The organism is Glutamicibacter sp. V16R2B1 (assembly GCF_005774635.1).
GTDB classification, from domain to species: Bacteria; Actinomycetota; Actinomycetes; order Actinomycetales; family Micrococcaceae; genus Glutamicibacter; species Glutamicibacter creatinolyticus.
This window is the reverse complement of sequence record NZ_VATX01000001.1, coordinates 1-16,504: the sequence shown is the minus strand read 5'-3', so window position 1 is coordinate 16,504 and position 16,504 is coordinate 1. Positions and strand designations below refer to the sequence as shown.

The 16,504-nt window shown below is 66.6% G+C and carries 15 protein-coding genes and 1 pseudogene; 7 read left to right on the top strand and 9 right to left on the bottom strand.

Annotated elements, in window-relative coordinates; all coding sequences use genetic code 11:
• Nucleotides 1–90: 90 nt before the first annotated feature.
• Nucleotides 91–1,896 carry an AMP-dependent synthetase/ligase gene (locus FDN03_RS00075; protein ID WP_138172917.1) on the top strand — a complete coding sequence of 602 codons (1,806 nt, stop codon included), beginning with the start codon at nt 91–93 and terminating at the stop codon, nt 1,894–1,896.
• Here the strand turns inward: FDN03_RS00075 and FDN03_RS00070 are convergent.
• Complete coding sequence (locus tag FDN03_RS00070) at nt 1,875–2,570, bottom strand: hypothetical protein (protein ID WP_138172915.1); 696 nt, start codon at nt 2,568–2,570, stop codon at nt 1,875–1,877. The genes FDN03_RS00075 and FDN03_RS00070 overlap by 22 nt on opposite strands.
• A 117-nt stretch (nt 2,571–2,687) precedes the next feature.
• Nucleotides 2,688–6,140 carry a pyruvate carboxylase gene (locus FDN03_RS00065; RefSeq protein ID WP_138172913.1) on the bottom strand — a complete coding sequence of 1,151 codons (3,453 nt, stop codon included), beginning with the start codon at nt 6,138–6,140 and terminating at the stop codon, nt 2,688–2,690.
• A 348-nt stretch (nt 6,141–6,488) separates the two neighbouring features.
• Here FDN03_RS00065 and FDN03_RS00060 point away from each other — a divergent pair, with 348 nt between their 5' ends.
• On the top strand, nt 6,489–7,307 hold the full coding sequence (locus FDN03_RS00060) for a ParA family protein (RefSeq protein WP_138172911.1): 819 nt from the start codon (nt 6,489–6,491) through the stop codon (nt 7,305–7,307).
• A 233-nt stretch (nt 7,308–7,540) separates the two neighbouring features.
• Here the strand turns inward: FDN03_RS00060 and FDN03_RS00055 are convergent, their stop codons facing one another.
• From FDN03_RS00055 to FDN03_RS00040, 4 genes are all read right to left on the bottom strand, one after another.
• Complete coding sequence (locus tag FDN03_RS00055; protein WP_138172909.1) at nt 7,541–8,134, bottom strand: MerR family transcriptional regulator; 594 nt, start codon at nt 8,132–8,134, stop codon at nt 7,541–7,543.
• 202 nt (nt 8,135–8,336) lie between these two features.
• Nucleotides 8,337–8,813 carry a bifunctional nuclease family protein gene (locus FDN03_RS00050; protein ID WP_054821365.1) on the bottom strand — a complete coding sequence of 159 codons (477 nt, stop codon included), beginning with the start codon at nt 8,811–8,813 and terminating at the stop codon, nt 8,337–8,339.
• A gap of 46 nt (nt 8,814–8,859) precedes the next feature.
• Nucleotides 8,860–9,609 (bottom strand): MerR family transcriptional regulator, encoded by a 750-nt coding sequence (locus tag FDN03_RS00045; protein ID WP_138172907.1) that lies wholly within the window; start codon nt 9,607–9,609, stop codon nt 8,860–8,862.
• 80 nt (nt 9,610–9,689) lie between these two features.
• Nucleotides 9,690–10,139, bottom strand: coding sequence for an FHA domain-containing protein (locus FDN03_RS00040; RefSeq protein ID WP_138172905.1), 450 nt, complete (start codon nt 10,137–10,139; stop codon nt 9,690–9,692).
• A 179-nt stretch (nt 10,140–10,318) separates the two neighbouring features.
• Here FDN03_RS00040 and FDN03_RS00035 point away from each other — a divergent pair, with 179 nt between their 5' ends.
• Nucleotides 10,319–10,984, top strand: coding sequence for a hypothetical protein (locus FDN03_RS00035; protein WP_138172903.1), 666 nt, complete (start codon nt 10,319–10,321; stop codon nt 10,982–10,984).
• A gap of 26 nt (nt 10,985–11,010) precedes the next feature.
• Nucleotides 11,011–11,367: a DUF488 family protein gene (locus FDN03_RS00030; protein ID WP_138172901.1), complete on the top strand. Its 357-nt coding sequence runs from the start codon at nt 11,011–11,013 to the stop codon at nt 11,365–11,367.
• On the opposite strand, the gene FDN03_RS16340 is transcribed toward FDN03_RS00030, so the two are convergent.
• The 3 genes from FDN03_RS16340 to FDN03_RS00020 all read right to left on the bottom strand — a co-directional run bounded on the left by FDN03_RS16340 (nt 11,364) and on the right by FDN03_RS00020 (nt 14,968).
• Nucleotides 11,364–11,507, bottom strand: coding sequence for a hypothetical protein (locus FDN03_RS16340; RefSeq protein WP_171021070.1), 144 nt, complete (start codon nt 11,505–11,507; stop codon nt 11,364–11,366). The genes FDN03_RS00030 and FDN03_RS16340 overlap by 4 nt on opposite strands.
• Before the next feature lie 249 nt (nt 11,508–11,756).
• Nucleotides 11,757–13,661: an FAD-binding monooxygenase gene (locus FDN03_RS00025; RefSeq protein WP_138172899.1), complete on the bottom strand. Its 1,905-nt coding sequence runs from the start codon at nt 13,659–13,661 to the stop codon at nt 11,757–11,759.
• Nucleotides 13,662–14,311: 650 nt separating this feature from the next.
• Nucleotides 14,312–14,968 carry an alpha/beta hydrolase gene (locus FDN03_RS00020; RefSeq protein ID WP_138172897.1) on the bottom strand — a complete coding sequence of 219 codons (657 nt, stop codon included), beginning with the start codon at nt 14,966–14,968 and terminating at the stop codon, nt 14,312–14,314.
• 223 nt (nt 14,969–15,191) lie between these two features.
• Between FDN03_RS00020 and FDN03_RS00015 the strand changes: the two genes are divergently transcribed.
• The 3 genes and pseudogenes from FDN03_RS00015 to FDN03_RS00005 form a co-directional block, all read left to right on the top strand.
• The gene (locus tag FDN03_RS00015; protein ID WP_171021069.1) at nt 15,192–15,398 is read left to right on the top strand and encodes a pentapeptide repeat-containing protein; all 207 of its coding nucleotides are present in this window, start codon (nt 15,192–15,194) and stop codon (nt 15,396–15,398) included.
• Nucleotides 15,383–15,991: a DinB family protein gene (locus FDN03_RS00010; protein ID WP_171021068.1), complete on the top strand. Its 609-nt coding sequence runs from the start codon at nt 15,383–15,385 to the stop codon at nt 15,989–15,991. The genes FDN03_RS00015 and FDN03_RS00010 overlap by 16 nt, the downstream gene beginning before the upstream one ends.
• Before the next feature lie 77 nt (nt 15,992–16,068).
• A pseudogene (locus tag FDN03_RS00005) lies at nt 16,069–16,504 on the top strand (IS256 family transposase); the annotation flags it as partial.

The window sequence follows — 16,504 nt, the reverse complement described above, 5'->3', positions numbered from 1 at the left end:
GTCGCAGCTAGGTTACTATCAAGTAATATCCTGTGACGTAGCTTACTCGCTGCGATTACCCCGGTCACATACGTCAGGAGTGAGACACCGATGATCGAGTTCAGCACCCCGATTCGCATCAAGAGCCCCGAACAGTCCAACATCACCGATCTGCTGTTGCGGCACGCGAATTCCGCGGCGAATCCGGCGCTGTTCTCCAAACCCCGCCCCGACGGCAGCTGGCAGGACATCACCGCCTCGCAGTTCGCCGCCGACGCGGCCGCGATCGCCAAGGGCTTCATCGCCCAGGGCATCGAACCGGGCAGCCGCATCGGGCTGATGTCGCGCACCAAGTACGAGTGGACGCTGGTGGACTTCGCCATCTGGTTCGCCGGGTGCATCACCGTGCCCGTATACGAAACCTCCTCCCCCTCCCAGGTCGCCTGGATCCTGGGCGACTCCGGGTCGGTGGCGATCGTGGTGGAGACCCCGAACCACGAGAACGTGGTGCGCCAGGCCGCCCACCAGGAGCAGCTGGAGGCGCTGGAACACGTCTGGCAGTACGAGGGCGGGCTCGATGAGCTGCGCCAGGCCGGCCAACAGGTCTCCGACGAGCAGCTGGAGGCGCGCCGCAGCGCACCGGGGCTGCGCGACACCGCCACGCTGATCTACACCTCGGGCACCACCGGGCGGCCCAAGGGCTGCGAACTGACCCACGGCAACTTCGTGGAGCTGGCCGACAACGCGGTCGCCGAGCTGCCCGAGGCGGTCTACCCGGGCGCGGCCACCATCATGTTCCTGCCGCTGGCCCACGTCTTCGCCCGCTTCATCTCCATCGTCGCGGTCGCCGCCGGCTGCCGCGTCGGGCACACCCCGGACGTCAAGCACCTGCTGGAGGACCTGCAGTCCTTCAAGCCCAACTTCATCCTGGCCGTGCCGCGGGTGTTCGAAAAGGTGTACAACTCGGCGATGCTCAAGGCCGAGGACGGCGGGAAGGGCAAGATCTTCCACACCGCCGCCCGCGCCGCGGTGGCCTACTCCCGCGCCCAGCAGGAGGGCAAGATCCCGCTGGGCCTGAAGCTGAAGCACAAGCTGTTCGACGTGCTGGTCTACTCCAAGCTGCGCGAGGCCATGGGCGGGAACGTGCGCCACGCCGTCTCCGGCGGCGGCCCGCTGGGCGAGCGCCTGGGCCACTTCTTCAACGGCGTGGGGGTCACCGTGTTGGAGGGCTACGGCCTGACCGAGACCACCGCCCCGATCACCGTGAACACGCTCAAGCAAATCAAGATCGGCACCGTGGGCCGCCCGCTGCCGGGCAACGCGGTGAAGATCGCCGCGGACGGGGAAATTTTGGCCCGCGGCATCTGCGTGATGCCGCGCTACTACAACCGCCCCGACCTGCAGCGCGAGGCCTTCACCGATGGCTGGTTCCACACCGGGGACATCGGGGAGCTGGATGAGGACGGGTTCTTGAAGATCACCGGGCGCAAGAAGGAAATCATCGTCACCGCCAGCGGCAAGAACGTGGTCCCGGCGCTGCTGGAGGACCAGGTCCGCGCCGACGCGCTGGTCTCCCAGTGCCTGGTGGTGGGCGACAACCGCCCGTTCATCGCCGCACTGGTCACCCTGGACCCGGAGGCGCTGCCCGGCTGGCTGGAACGCCACCAGCTCTCCCGCGACCTGCCGATGGCCGAGGTCGTCCAGCAGCCGCAGGTGCGCACCGCCCTGCAGAAGGTGATCGACAAGGCCAACGAGTCGGTCTCCCGCGCCGAGCAGATCAAGGAGTTCCGCGTGGTGGCCGAGGACTTCACCGAGGAATCCGGGCACCTGACCCCTTCGCTGAAGATCAAGCGCGCCAAGGTGCTCAGCGACTACCAGGACGTGGTGGAGGCGATCTACTCCAAGCCCAAGGCCTGATCCAGCACCGCATCACGCAGCTGGTCGATCCCCGCAGCGGCGGCACGCCTTCGCAACGGCGTGCCGCCGCTGGCGTGTTCCAGCACCTGGGCGCCCAGCGGCACATGCGCGAACGCGAAGGATCCGGCCAGCTGGCGGCGCTGGCCCACCGGGGCGAAGACCAGGTGCTCAGCCAGCTGCTGGCGCCCGTTGGCCAGCAGCCATTCGACCAGGTCCATCAGCCGGTCCTGTGCCCCGTCATCGCTGGTGGTCACCACGACCAGCACGGCCTGGGCCGGCAGCTGGCCATCGAGCACCGCCTGCACCCGGCCCGGGCCGCCCAGGGTGAAGCTGGTGCTCACCGACGCCTCGGCCAGGGCGGAGGCCAGCTTCAGCCGCAGCGGCTGCAGCGCAACCTCGGGCTCAAGCCGGAACAGCGCCACCGGCAGCTTCGGGTGCTTCGCCGCGACCTGCGCACCCACCTGCGCCAGGGGCCGCACACCCCCGGCCGCCGCGGCACCGGAGGCCGGGCCCTTGCCGGGGGCGGTGCCGGCTGCGGAGCCGGGATTGGAACGGGAACCGGGAATCCAGCGCATGTACGGGCCTTCCTGATCGTCACACTGATAACTCTGCACGCGCACCACGTCTCCGGCAACAAAATGCCCGGGCACGGCGGCGGGCCGCTGCGGCCCCATCCACTCTAGCCGCTGTGGTCGGTGGGCGCCGGTGACATGGCCCGGGCCGGCCGACGCTAAACGCCGACCGGCCCGGTGCGCGGCGGGAAGGGGGTACGTCCCGGCCCGCGGCGGGTGCTACTCCGGCTTGATCACCAGCAGCAGGTCCCCGCCCTGCACCTGGCTCGTGCCGTTGAGCGTGATCTCGTTGACGGTGCCCGAGACGTTGGCGGTGATCCCCGCCTCCATCTTCATCGCCTCGATGGTGGCCACGGCCTGCCCGGCCTCCACCCAGTCGCCCTCCTGCACCCCGACGGTGACCGCCCCGGCGAACGGGGCGGCGACGTGGGCGCGGTTGTTCGGGTCGGCCTTCGGCGCGGTCTTGACCGTGGATTCTACGGACTCGTCGCGGGCCTGCAGCTGGCGCTGCTGGCCGTTGAGGGTGACCACCACGGTGCGCATGCCCTTCTCATCGGGCTCGGAGACGGAGACCAGCTTGACCAGCAGGCGCACCCCCTTGCCCAGCGAGACCACGTGCTCCCCGTCGGAGCTCAGCCCGTAGAGGTAGTCGCGGGTGTGCAGCACCGACAGGTCGCCGTAGTTCTCGACGCTGGCCTCGAAGTCGCGGGTCGGTCCGGCGAACAGCAGCCGGTTCAGGGTCGAGCGCACGGTGTCCGAGTCGCCCTGCAGCGCCTTGGCGTCCTGCGGTTCCAGGTCCTCCACGCGCGGGCGCACGGTGCGCCCCTGCAGGGCCTTGGTGCGGAACGGTTCGGGCCAGCCGCCCGGAGGGTCCCCCAGCTCCCCGGAGAGGAACTGGATCACCGAGTCGGGGATGTCGTAGTTCTGCGGGTTGGCCTCGAACTCGTCGGCCGCCACCCCGGAGCCGACCAGCTGCAGGGCCAGGTCGCCGACCACCTTGGAGGAGGGGGTGACCTTCACCAGGTTGCCGAGCATCGCGTTGACCGAGGCGTACATCGACTCGATCGCCTCGAAGCGCTCCCCCAGGCCCAGGGCGATCGCCTGCTGGCGCAGGTTGGACAGCTGCCCGCCGGGGATCTCGTGCTGGTAGACGCGCCCGGTCGGGGCCGGCAGCCCGGACTCGAACGGCTTGTACATCGCGCGCACCGCTTCCCAGTACGGTTCCAGGGAGGCGACCGCGTCCAGCGAGAGGCCGGTGTCGCGTTCGGTGTTCTCCAGCGCGGCGACCAGGGCGGAGGCCGAGGGCTGGGAGGTGGTGCCGGCCATCGCGGCGCTGGCCACGTCGACCGCGTCCACCCCGGCGTCCACCGCGGCCATCAAGGTGGCCAGCTGCCCGCCGGAGGTGTCGTGGGTGTGCAGGTGCACCGGCAGGTCGAAGCGCTCACGCAGCGCGGAGACCAGCAGCTTCGCCGCGGCCGGGCGCAGCAGCCCGGCCATGTCCTTGATCGCCAGGATGTGGGCCCCGGCGTCGACGATCTTCTGCGCCAGCTCCAGGTAGTACTCCAGAGTGTAGAGCTTCTCGTTGGCGTCCAGCAGGTTGCCGGTGTAGCAAAGGGCCACCTCGGCCACCGCGGTCCCGGTGGCGCGCACGGCCTTGATGGCCGGGGTCATCTGGTCGATGTCGTTCAGCGCGTCGAAGATGCGGAAGATGTCGATCCCGCTCTTGGCGGCCTCGGCGACGAATGCGTCGGTCACCTGGGTGGGGTACGGGGTGTAGCCCACGGTGTTGCGTCCGCGCAGCAGCATCTGCAGCGGGATGTTGGGCAGCTCGGCGCGCAGCAGCTCCAGGCGCTTCCACGGGTCCTCGCCCAGGAAGCGCAGCGAGACGTCGTAGGTCGCCCCGCCCCAGACCTCCATGGAGAACAGCTGCGGGACCACGTGGGCGTAGGCCGGGGCGGCGTGCAGCAGGTCGCGGGTGCGCACCCGGGTGGCCAGCAGCGACTGGTGCGCGTCGCGGAAGGTGGTGTCGGTGACCCCCACCGCGTTGGACTCGCGCAGCGCCTTGGCAAAGCCCTGCGGGCCCTTCTCCAGCAGTACCTGGCGCCAGCCGGCCGGCGGCTGCACGGTCTGCGAGGGCCCGTCAAAGGGTGAACGCTCCGGCTCGCTGGCCTTGTCCCCCGGGAACGCCGGAAGCTTCTTGCGCGGGTCGATGCCCTCGATGCGCGGGCCGTTGGGCTGGTTCACGGTCACCGCGGCCAGGTAGTTCAGCGCCTTGGTGCCGCGGTCCTGCGACTGGTTGGCGGTGAGCAGCTCGGGGCGCTTGTCGATGAAGTCGGTGGCCACGTTGCCGGCCAGGAACTGCGGATCGGCCAGCACGTTCTGGATGAAGGAGATGTTGGTGGCCACCCCGCGGATGCGGAACTCGGCCAGGGCGCGGCGGGCGCGGGCCACCGCGGTGGCGAAGTCCCGGCCGCGGCAGGTCAGCTTGACCAGCATCGAGTCGAAGTGCGGGGAAATTTCCGCGCCGGTGTAGACGGTGCCGCCATCCAGGCGCACCCCGGAGCCGCCGGCCGAACGGTACACGGTGATGGTGCCCACATCCGGACGGAAACCGTTGGCCGGGTCCTCGGTGGTGATGCGCGACTGCAGCGCCCAGCCGCGGACCTTGATCTCCTCCTGGCGGATGCCCAGCTCCTCCAGGGTGGCCCCGGCGGCGATGCGCATCTGCGCCTGCACCAGGTCGATGTCGGTGACTTCCTCGGTGACCGTGTGCTCGACCTGGATGCGCGGGTTCATCTCGATGAACACGTGCTGCCCGGCGCGCTCGCCCACGGTGTCGACCAGGAATTCGACGGTGCCGGCGTTCTGGTAGCCCAGGGCGGTGGCGAACTTGACCGCGTCGCGGTACAGCGCCTGGCGGATCGAATCGTCCAGGTTCGGGGCCGGGGCGATCTCCACGACCTTCTGGTGGCGGCGCTGCAGCGAGCAGTCGCGCTCGTGCAGGTGCACGACGTTGCCGTGCTCATCGGCCAGGATCTGCACCTCGATGTGCCGCGGGCGCAGCACGGCCTGTTCCAGGAACACGGTCGGGTCCCCGAATGCGGTGCCGGCCTCGCGCATGGCCGCGTTCAGCGCGTCGTTCAGGTCCTCGCGCTGGTCCACCCGGCGCATGCCGCGTCCGCCGCCGCCGGCCACGGCCTTGACGAACAGCGGGAAGCCGATCTTCTCCGCCTGACCGGTCAGCCAGTCCACGTCGTCGCTCGGCTCGGTGGAGGCCAGCACCGGGATGCCGGCCTCGCGGGCGGCCTTCAGCGCGGCGACCTTGTTGCCGGCCAGCTCCAGCACGTCGGCGGAGGGGCCGATGAACTTGATGCCATTTTCCTTCGCAGCGCGGGAGAGCTCGGGATTTTCACTCATGAACCCGTAACCCGGGTAGATCGCGTCCGCACCGGCTTCCTTGGCGACGCGGATCACCTCGTCTACATCCAGGTAGGCACGGACCGGGTGGCCTTCTTCGCCAATCCGGTAGGACTCATCGGCCTTCTGCCGGTGGATCGAGTTGCGGTCCTCGTAGGGGTAGACTGCAACGGTTTTTGCCTCGAGTTCATTGGCGGCGCGGAACGCGCGGATGGCGATCTCGCCGCGGTTGGCAACCAAGATTTTTTCAAACATGGTGTTCCTACATCGATTCGTCGCGTCGCAGACGGTACGGGAGCAGGCAGCTGGGTACAGCAAGACCTACCCGGCATCGTCGTCGGCGCAGGGCGTCGGAAGTGGCTCGTTGTCGAGCACCTAATTCCACACCCTACAGTGACGGCAGGCACGTTGGCCAAAAATTTCGTCTTGTGGTCTGACCACAGCGTCATGTTGCTATCAGTGGTTATAAAGCGGGGTATCGTGATAAAGAGCAAAAACCGACGTTGCGAACTCGGGGATTTCGACTCGAGCCGACTATGATAATTAGAGATTAAGTCCCGCGGTACCTTCAATCGGCGAACAGTGAAAGGCGTGGTCTGTTCCGTGCACGTAGTGAGCATCAGCAGCCTCAAGGGTGGCGTAGGAAAGACCTCGGTGACCCTCGGTCTTGCCTCGGCCGCCCTCGCCGCCGGCATCCCCACCCTCGTCATCGACCTGGACCCGCATGCCGATGCCAGCACCGGTTTGGGCGTTCGGGCCGAGGACAAGCAGACCATCGGGCAGATGCTGAAGAACGTGCGCCGCGCCCGCCTGCAGGACAATGTCGCCGCCAGCTCCTGGCAGTCCAAGGCCGCCGAGAAGAAGTCCCGCACCCGCATCCCCGTACTCGATGTGGCCGTGGGCGATGCCTACACCGGCATCTACGACCGTCCGGACCTGCGCACCCGCGACCTGCGCCGCCTGACCCAGCTGCTCAGCCGCACTTCGGGTTACCAGTTGGTGCTCATCGACTGCCCGCCCTCGCTCAACGGGCTGACCCGCATGGCCTGGAGCGCCTCGGACCAGCTGCTGCTGGTGGCCGAGCCCAGCCTGTTCTCCGTGGCCGGCACCGAACGCACCCAGCGTGCCCTGGAGCTGTTCCGCAAGGAATTCGCCCCCACCCTGGGACCGATCAAGGTCGTGGCCAACCGCGTGCGCAAGGATTCGGCCGAGCACACCTTCCGGCTGAACGAGATGCGCCAGATGTTCGGCGACTCGATGCTCACCCCGGAGATTCCCGAACACCCCGAATGGCAGCAGATCCAGGGCGCGGCCTACTCGGTACATCAGTGGCCGAGCAAGTCCACCGGGCCGATCGTGTCCCAGTTCGATGGGCTGCTGAAGGAAATCATGGCCACCGACAAGGCAGCCCAGCCCGCCTAGACTCACCACGCGCACGCCCAGGGAACAACAGGCAGCCACGGCCCAGGCAGCCATGCCACCGGAGGCCACCGGCAGCGCAGACTGAAAAAGGACCACCGAATGGTGGTCCTTTTTCAGTATCTGAAGTTTTGTTCGCCCCGGCCCCCGGGGTTTTAGCGCCAGTCCTACAGCGCACGATGCGACGGCTTCCAGGGCCCCGGCACGCCCGGGACCGGCCGAGCCGCCTGGGCCGTTTAGCCGGCGTTGAGCTTGGCGGCCTTGGCTGCGCGCCGCGCGGCGAGTTCATCGTGCGGGTGGGCTTCGGCGGAGTTTTCGCTGGGCAGCTGGGCGAGCGATCCCTCGACCTCGCGCCACACCCGGCCCACGGCAATCCCGAAGACTCCCTGCCCGGCCTGGACCAGGTCGATGACCTCATCGGCGCTGGTGCATTCGTACACCGAGGCTCCATCACTCATCAGGGTGATCTGCGCCAGGTCCTCCACCCCGCGTTCACGCAGGTGGGAGACGGCGGTGCGGATCTGCTGCAGCGATACCCCGGTGTCCAGCAGGCGCTTGACGACCTTGAGCACCAGGATGTCGCGGAAGGAGTACAGCCGCTGCGAGCCCGAGCCCTTGGCCCCGCGCACGCCGGGTTCAACCAGGCCGGTGCGGGCCCAGTAGTCGAGCTGGCGGTAGGTGATCCCCGCAGCCTTGCAGACGATCGGGCCGCGGTAGCCGGCGTGTTCATCCAGCTGCGGCAGATCGTCGGTGAACAGCAATCCCTGGGTTGTGGAGCGTTGCACTTCACCAGGAGCCCGTTGTTGTGGGCCGGTATCCCGAGAGTCCATCCAATTACTCCTTGCATCTAGCGCATTCACATTCGGCAGGGACGGTATCGCTGGTTGCAACGCGCGAGTGATGATAGCCCGTTTCCAGAATCGAATGGCAAATCCCTATGATTTGACGGTACGGCGATATCGGGGTTAGGTCAAAGACCTTCAACTATTACTTGAGGGCGTGTCGCCCTGCACATTTGCCCACCGGCGGCTCCTAGCTGAAGTCTTCGGGATCGATGTTGTCCAAGAACTCCCGGAACTCGCGCATCTGCTCCTCCGGGGGCTCCTCCTCGGTGGAGGTTTCGATCACGACGCCGGCGGTCTGCAGCACTTCCTCGGTGCACATGATCGGGCACTGGGCGCGCACCGCCAGCGCCACCGCATCGGAGGAACGCGAGTCGACCCGCACTCCGTTGGACAGCACCAGATCCGCGGTGAAGATGGCGTTGTCAACCGAGACGATTTCCACCCGGTCCAGCTGCACCTTCAGCGCCTCGAAGACGTTGATCATCAGGTCGTGGGTCATGGGCCGCGGCGGGGTGAGCCCCTGTTCGGACATGGCGATGGCCGAGGCCTCGGGCGCGCCGATCCACAGCGGAAGATAGAGGTTGCGTTCGGGATGCTTCAACAGCAGCAGGGGCTGGTTGGAGGGCAACTGGATCCGGATCCCGGCGAATTCTAGTTCCAACATTCACGTTCCCCCTTTGCATGTTGGGTGCGAAACGCTTGTGACCAGACTAGCGATCCAAATGGGAAATAGCACGCTGCACCAAGGCATCATGCAGTTTCAGGCACTGCTCGGCAATGTTGCGCGCCTCCTCGGCGGCGCGGGCCCGGGCGGAGACTTCCTGGCGCTTGGCGTCGGCCCCCACGATCGTGTCGATCAGCGAGTATTCGCGTTCGGCTGCGAGCCGGAACTGGCGCAGGTGGCGCGGCTCGACCCCATGGCTGGCCAGGTTGACCGCGGACTGGGTGACCTGCACGCTGTGCGCGTCGAACAGCCCGCCCTCGGCCTCGATCAGCCCAAAACTGATCAGCTGCTTGACCAGGTCCGCGCTCGCCCCGGTCATGCCCTGCAGTTCGGCCATCGACACCGGGCGGGTGCGGTTCTCGACCTGCTCGCCCATCTGGTTGCTCACCAGCTGCGGCGCGTTCGGGGCGCCGCCGGGCAGGGTGTCCGGGGCTTCCCCGCGGTCCATCGCATCCAGGTGGTCCTTGATCACCTTCAGCGGCAGGTACTGGTCGCGCTGGACGGACAGGATGAAACGCAGCCGGTTCACGTCAGCCGCGGTGTACTTGCGGTACCCTGCCGCGGTGCGCTGCGGGATGATCAGTCCCTTGTCCTCCAGGAAGCGGATCTTGGACGCGGTGACCTGCGGGAATTCCCGCTTCAGCTCGGCGAGCACCTCGCCGATGTTTAACGCCGCAGCCCGGGGTGACTCGGGGCGTACCGCCTCGATCCGCTGGCTTCGTGCTGCATCAAACATCGGCAAAGGGTCCACACCTCGGTTACGTCGCTGGATTCCGGCCGCGGCCGGATCCGTGAAGTCTTACTGCTGTTTCGATTTTACGCCGGAACGCTCTGGTAGAAGTTCAGCCGGAACTTTCCGATCTGCACCTGCACGCCGTTGGCCAGCAGGACGCTGTCCACCCGGTCCCCGTTGATGTAGGTGCCGTTCAGCGAGCCGATGTCGTTCAGCCGGTAGCCGCTGCCCTCGCGCTCGAAGGCCGCATGGCGGCGGGAGACGGTGACGTCGTCCAGGAAGATGTCCGCGTTCGGGTGCCGCCCGGCCACGTTCTTGTCCTTGTCCAGCAGGAAGCGGGCCCCCTGGTTCGGGCCGGTGTGGGCGATCAGCAGCGCCGACCCCTCGGGCAGGGCCGCCACGGCGCGACGTTCATCTTCGCTGAGCGTGTAGATCACCGAGGGTTCGGAAGGCCGGCTCTGGGTGGGCAGCGCAATGCTCGTGGTCTCCGAGGCAGACTCGGAGTGCGAGTGGGTCGGCCCTTTGTCAGACATGAGATGTCCTCCCGAATACTGTGCGCCTGCGGCTGGGACGCCGAAGACAAGGTGGTTCAACGTCAGCTGGTGGCAACTCCCCCAACTCCTTACAGATTAGCCTACTCAACATGCAATCGATAACAAACAAGGCGATATTTGTCCTACGCTGAGGCACCGATCCGTGCGAGGATTCGAATATGTCAGATCTGACCGAACCGACACCAAATCCTGAACGTCACCCCGGCCCGGACAGCGCCGGCGGCAACGGCTGGAAGCGGCGCGCCATCCTGATTGCGGTCGGGGTCGCGGTGGCGTTCCTGCTCTACCTGTTCGCGACCCTGTTCCTGCCGGTGTGGTGGGCGACGCGCATCGTTTCGCAAAACGACGGGACCGCCAGTGGCGGATGGATCGCCGGGCTTTCACTGGGCTTCATCTTCACCTTGGTGCCGCTGGTGGTCGCCTGGCAGATGCGGATCCGCAAACTGCATTGGAGGGGGCGCCTGGCGATCCTGGTGGTCGCGATCCTGCTGGCCGCCCCGAACTGGCTGACGCTGGGGATCTTTTTGAATTCCTCCGACGCGGCGCTCAAGGCCCGCCGGATCCTGGATACCGGGGCGACCTGGTTTGGCGGAGCGTCACTGACCGGGGCGATCGCCGCGGCGGTGATTTTTGTGGCCGGGGTGATCGGCTGGACGCTGTACCGCGGCCGCGGCCGCCGGCTGAAGCAGCTCAAGGGCCAGCTCGCGGCGAACCCGTCCGGTGCGACGAGCATCGACCCGGACCCGATGCCCGGGGACTCTGATTCCACCGGTGTCCGCGAACGCACTGCCGAGCCGGAGGATCCCGCCGACGGGCGGCCATAGGCACGCAGCACGAAAGGAGCACAGGCATGAGCGAACTGCAGGTTAAGAGGATTTACGAGGCACCCGCCGATTCCGACGGCTACCGGGTGCTGGTGGACCGGCTCTGGCCGCGCGGGATGACAAAGGTCGACGCGCACATCGACCAGTGGGCGAAGTCCCTGGCCCCCTCCAGTGACCTGCGCAAGGGCTGGAACCACGACCCGCAGCATTTTGCCGAGTTCGCCGAGCACTACCGGCAGGAATTGGATCAAAACCCCCGGGTTGACGAGTTCTTGGAGACCTTCGCTGCCCAGGAGAAGGTCACGTTGCTGTATGCGGCGAAGAATGAAGAGGCCAACCACGCGCTGGTGCTGCGCGATTACCTCTCCTCCCAGCTGGACTAGGAGTCGCTGCTCCCGGACTGCGGCTTTTGCCCGTCGCCGTCCTGACCGGCGGGTTGGGCCGGCGGCACGAAACAGACCCCGTCCACGCACACCTCATCGCCCTGGCTGACCTGCTGCAGGTTAAATTCGAACTTCTCCACGCGCATCTCCTCGTAATTCTATCCGGCCAGCTTTCGCCAGGTCCCTTCGCCCACCATGGGCACCGGGCGCCGCTGGTGCGAAAGACTGCCTGCGTCCTAGGCATAACCCCCGGGCCCGTCCCGGAATTCCCGCGGACCGGGCCCCAACAGCCAGGAATGGTCGGGGAAGGCCAACGGGGCCGGACCTTGCCGCTAACTGGCAGGTTCCGGCCCCGTGGGCAGCGCACCGAGACCGTGCGCGGGTGAGCGCTACGCCGTGGCGACCGCGTCGGTCGCCTTCAGCAGCGGCTCAAAGTAGGCGGCCAGTTCATCGGTGGCCGTCAGCGGCAGCACGTGCGAGACGTACTGGTCCGGGCGAACTACCACGATGGCGCCATCGCGGCTGATCTGCCGGGTCTCGAAGATGTCGTCATCGGCCTTCGCGGCATAGACCTTCTCGTAGTCGGTCAAACCGAACTTGCCGTTGTTCGGCAGGAAGATCTTCGGGGCGTCGGTGATTTCGAAGGCACGGTAGGACTGCTGGTAGACGACCTTGATGTCGAACAGCGAGTCGATGTCCGCGCCGGCCGGGGTGTACTTCACCACCGGGGAGTCGGGCGACTCGCGCAGCCACTGCGCCAGCGAGGTGGTCGGCGAGTCGGCGCCCGGGGCGGCGGCGTCGGCGAACACGTAGATGCGCCATCGCCCGTCGGCCCGGTGGTGGTGTCCCAGGTGCACCGGGTTGGTGTCCCCGCAGCGCATGACCATCGCGGACTTGAAGCGCTTGCCGATCGGGTAGCCCGCGGCCAGCTGCTGGTGCTCGGCCTCTCCGGTGAGGATTGAGGGCTGGTATTCGGTCATGAAGCCGGCCGGGAACTCGGCGGTGCGCACGTAGAAGTCCGAGAGGAACTTCGGGTCCTCGAACTCCTCGGGCTTTTTGGCCATCAGGGTCGACCATTCCTTGTCGAAGTCGATGAGGTTCTTCGCGATCACCTGGCGCTCGGCGGAGTAGGTGCGCAGCAGCTCCTCCGGGGCGAGCCCCGAGAGCACGTGCCCCAGCTTCCAGGCCAGGTTGAAGCCGTCCTGCATCGACACGTTCATGCCCTGACCGGCCTTGGCCGAGTGGGTGTGGCAGGCATCGCCGGTAATGAACACGCGTGGCTCCCGGGTGCCGATCTCATCGACCAGCACGTCGTCGAAGCGGTCGGTGAGCCGGTGGCCGACCTCGTACACGCTGTGCCAAGCCACGTCCTTCACATCCAGGGTGTAGGGGTGCAGGATCTGCTGTGCGTGGTCGATGATCTCCTCCAGGCTGGTCTGGCGGATCTTGCCGTTGTCATCGTGCGGCACCTCGCCCAGGTCCACGTAGAGCCGGAAGAGGTTCCCGCCCTCACGCGGGATCAGCAGGATCGAGCCGGCCTTGGACTGGATGGCGCACTTGATGCGGATGTCCGGGAAGTCCGTCACGGCCAGGGTGTCCATCACGCCCCAGGCGTGGAAGGCCTGGTCCCCGGAGAGGCTGGCGCCGATGGAGCGGCGCACCTTCGAGCGGGCGCCGTCGGAGCCGACAACGTACTTGGCGCGCACCACGCGTTCGGCGCCCTGCTTCGGCCCATCGGTGTACTCCAGCACGGCGCGCACCGGGTACTCCTGGCCCTCCTCGACGGTCAGCGACTTGAAGTCGTAGCCGTAGTCCGGGGTGATGCGCCCCGGGGAGTTCTTCGCGTACTCGGCGAAGTAGTCCAGCACGCGCGCCTGATTCACGATCAGGTGCTTGAACTCGCTGATGCCGTGCGGGTCATCCATGGTGCGGTCGGTGCGCACGATGTTCTTCGGGTTCTGCGGATCCGGGGACCAGAAGTTCATCTCCGTAATCCAGTAGGCCTCGGCGGTGATCCGCTCGGCGAAGCCGAAGGCCTGGAAGGTCTCCACGCTGCGGGCCTGGATGCCGTCGGCCTGCCCGATCGCCAGGCGTCCGGGACGGCGGTCGATGATGCGGGTGCTGACGTTCGGGAACTGGGCCAGCTGCGCGGCGGTGATCATGCCGGCGGGACCGGAACCGACGATCAGCACGTCCATCTGGTCCGGCAGCTCCTCGGGCCGGTTCAGGCCCAGCCCGGCGGCCGGCTGGACGCGCGGATCGGTCGATACGTATCCGTTGTGGTGAAACTGCACAGTTCTTCCTCACTGCTTTGTGAAAGCAAAACCTAAGATCAGAGTTGTTCGATTATCGAACGTCATATTCGCATATCGCACAACCACTATAAGTGCCTGTGAGTGCTGACACAAGCCCAGGAGGCGCAGACAACACCTCAAGCTTTGCTGTGCGCCACCGGCTTCGTTGCCCTCTTCGAAACTCTCGCTTTGCCACCCCTACCGCGCGGGAGGCCACCAACGTGCCCTCCGGGGCTGCGGATAGGTTCGCGCGGCATTCGGTGGAACAGTCCTCGCGGTGCGGGGCAATCACCATCGCGGTGCTCGGCGAGCGCCTGCGCGAACTGGGCAGGGCCGCGGTGAGACATGGTTGGTCAATGCGTCGCGCAGCAACAGGTTCTTCGACCAGCCCAGGAGCCCCGTCCGGTTCCGCCGTAGGTTCTGGCCACCCACCGTCAAGGACGGTTGCCGAAGGGAGATAAGGGACGCAGTACCGTCATGGCCGCTATAGCAACCGGAGGCGCAGCCACCGGGACGGCCACTGAGGGCAGTGCCGGCGCTCCCCTTGTGCCCCCGCGGCCGCAGCCGGGACGCGCCGCGCCAAAGCCGCGCCGCGTTACCGGGGAATCCGCTGGAGGTTGCCGGACGCTAACGGGTGTCGACCCCGCTGTCTAGGAGTTGAACCGCTCGATGATGCGCGCCAGCTCGCGGGCCTTGGTGAGCATCGGCAGGTGGCCGGTCTCCAGCTGGTAAATGGTCGCATCAAAACGCTTGGCCACCCGCGACTGCATTCCCGCCGGCATCGCGGTGTCCTGGGTGGTGAGCACGTAGCCGCGGCGGGCGGGCCAGTGCGGTTCGCCGGTCGCGTCGGCCAGCAGCTGCCCGGAGAACGCGCCCATCTCACGCAGCAGCTTGTCGATCACGACCTCGGCCACGCCGGGCAACATCGCCCGAATTCTGCGCTCACTGAGTTTCAGCCCGCTCTTCACCAGCTGTGGCGCAACGAGCTTGGGTCCGACCAGCGGCAGCACATCGACCAGGGACTTTCCGCGCGGGGGCAGCAGCGAGGAAATCAGCAGCACCCCGTCCAGGCGCCGCGGCACCATGGACGCGACCTGGGCGGCCACGGTCGCCGACACCGAGTGGGCCACCAACGTCACCTGCTCCTCCCCCGGAGGCATGGCCTCGATGACCAGCTGGGCATGCTCCTTTAGGGTCCCGGTGCCGTCGGGAAACTGCACCACCTCGGTGCCTTCGCGCACATAGGCGCGCACCTGGTCCCAAATCCATCCCGGCAGCCCGCCTCCAGTGAGAAACAACGTGGTCATTGCGCATCACTCCTTCACTGCCCGGCGGCGCATCGTGCCGTTGGCCCCAGCCTAGAACAAATCACCCCGCCACGTGGCGGATCGGCAGAAATTCCCGGCGCGCACGTAGCTGGCCGACCGGCCCGTCCGCGGTTTTTCCTGGTGCCGGTCAAACCGTGGTGGCAGAATGTCCCCACCGGCGCAGAGCAGACGGTGGGGGTGCGAAATGGACGACGCGAGGAGCTTGGGCCCCTTTGGGCAGCTGCCGCAGGCGCACTTCACCGATGCCGACCTGCGTCGGGCCAGGTTCACCCGCTGCGACCTGGGCGAGGTGCGGATGCGCGCCGTTGAACTGGGCGGCGCACGCATCGACGGCACCTGGTTCCGTGCCGGGAGTCAGGGCGTGTTCCTCAACGACGTGGGGTCACCGGGTTCGTGGAGCAGCAACTGAACCGCCGGTTCCCGGGGCGAGAGCTGCGCGGCTCGCACCACGGCGCAGAACTGCTCCAGTCCTGGGATGCGGTCAGCGCCCATTGGGCGGCCGCCTGCCGTACCCTGGATGAGCTGCCCGCCGGGACGCAGGATCTGAGCGTGGACGGGGAATGGTCCTTCGCCCAGACGCTGCGCCACCTGGTGATGGCCACCAACACCTGGTTGCGCGGCCGCATCTTCGGTGAGGAGCATCCCTACCATCCGATCGGGGTGCCGAACCACGAGTACGCGCTGGATGGCTACGACGAGTCGGTGTTCAGCGAATCGAATCCGGACTTCTCGCGGGTGCTGCAGGTGCGCGCCGAACGCCAGCAGCAGGTGCGCGATTTCCTGCTGGTCCAGGACGCGCAGTCGCTGCAGGCAGCACGCCGCCACCCCTGGGACGCAGAGCACAGCGTCATGCTCAGCGTTGGGGCGGCACTGCGGGTGCTCCTGGATGAGGAATACGAACACCTGCGCTACGCGGTGCGGGACCTGAAGTCCCTGGCGGTCCGCGGTGAGGGGCAACGCCGGCAGGGCCAACCCGCCGACGAAAACCCCGGCCCGGAATAATGTGGGGCCTATAGGCAATAAAGTGTGTCTGAAAACCTGGTCCTGCCCCGGAAAGCCGGGACAGGATCAAGGTTCACATGGGTATTCAATCCATAAGTGTGAAGCTTACTGGACAATCCCATACTTGTATTATCTGCCATTCACCCATGAAAAAGAACGGCACGACATCCAAAGGAACCCAACGCTGGCGATGCAAGAACTGCAATTCGAGCACCACTTTCCAGCGAGCTGACACCACAGCTCGCAACCAACTCACTGGCTTCGTCGGTTGGCTCATGAGCAAGCTTTCTCAAGCCGAATTCGGCGGAGGCACTGGCCGGACTTTCCGCTACCAGACCGCTTGGTGCTGGAACGTCGAACCCTATTTACCGCGAACTGGTGAAGTTTTCAATGAAGTCCAAGTCGACGGTATCTATATCCGTCCAGGCTGGTGCCTGCTGATCGCTATCGCTAACGGAAGCGTTATCGGATGGCAGTGGTGCGACCGTGAAAAAGCCGTGGCATGGATCGCTT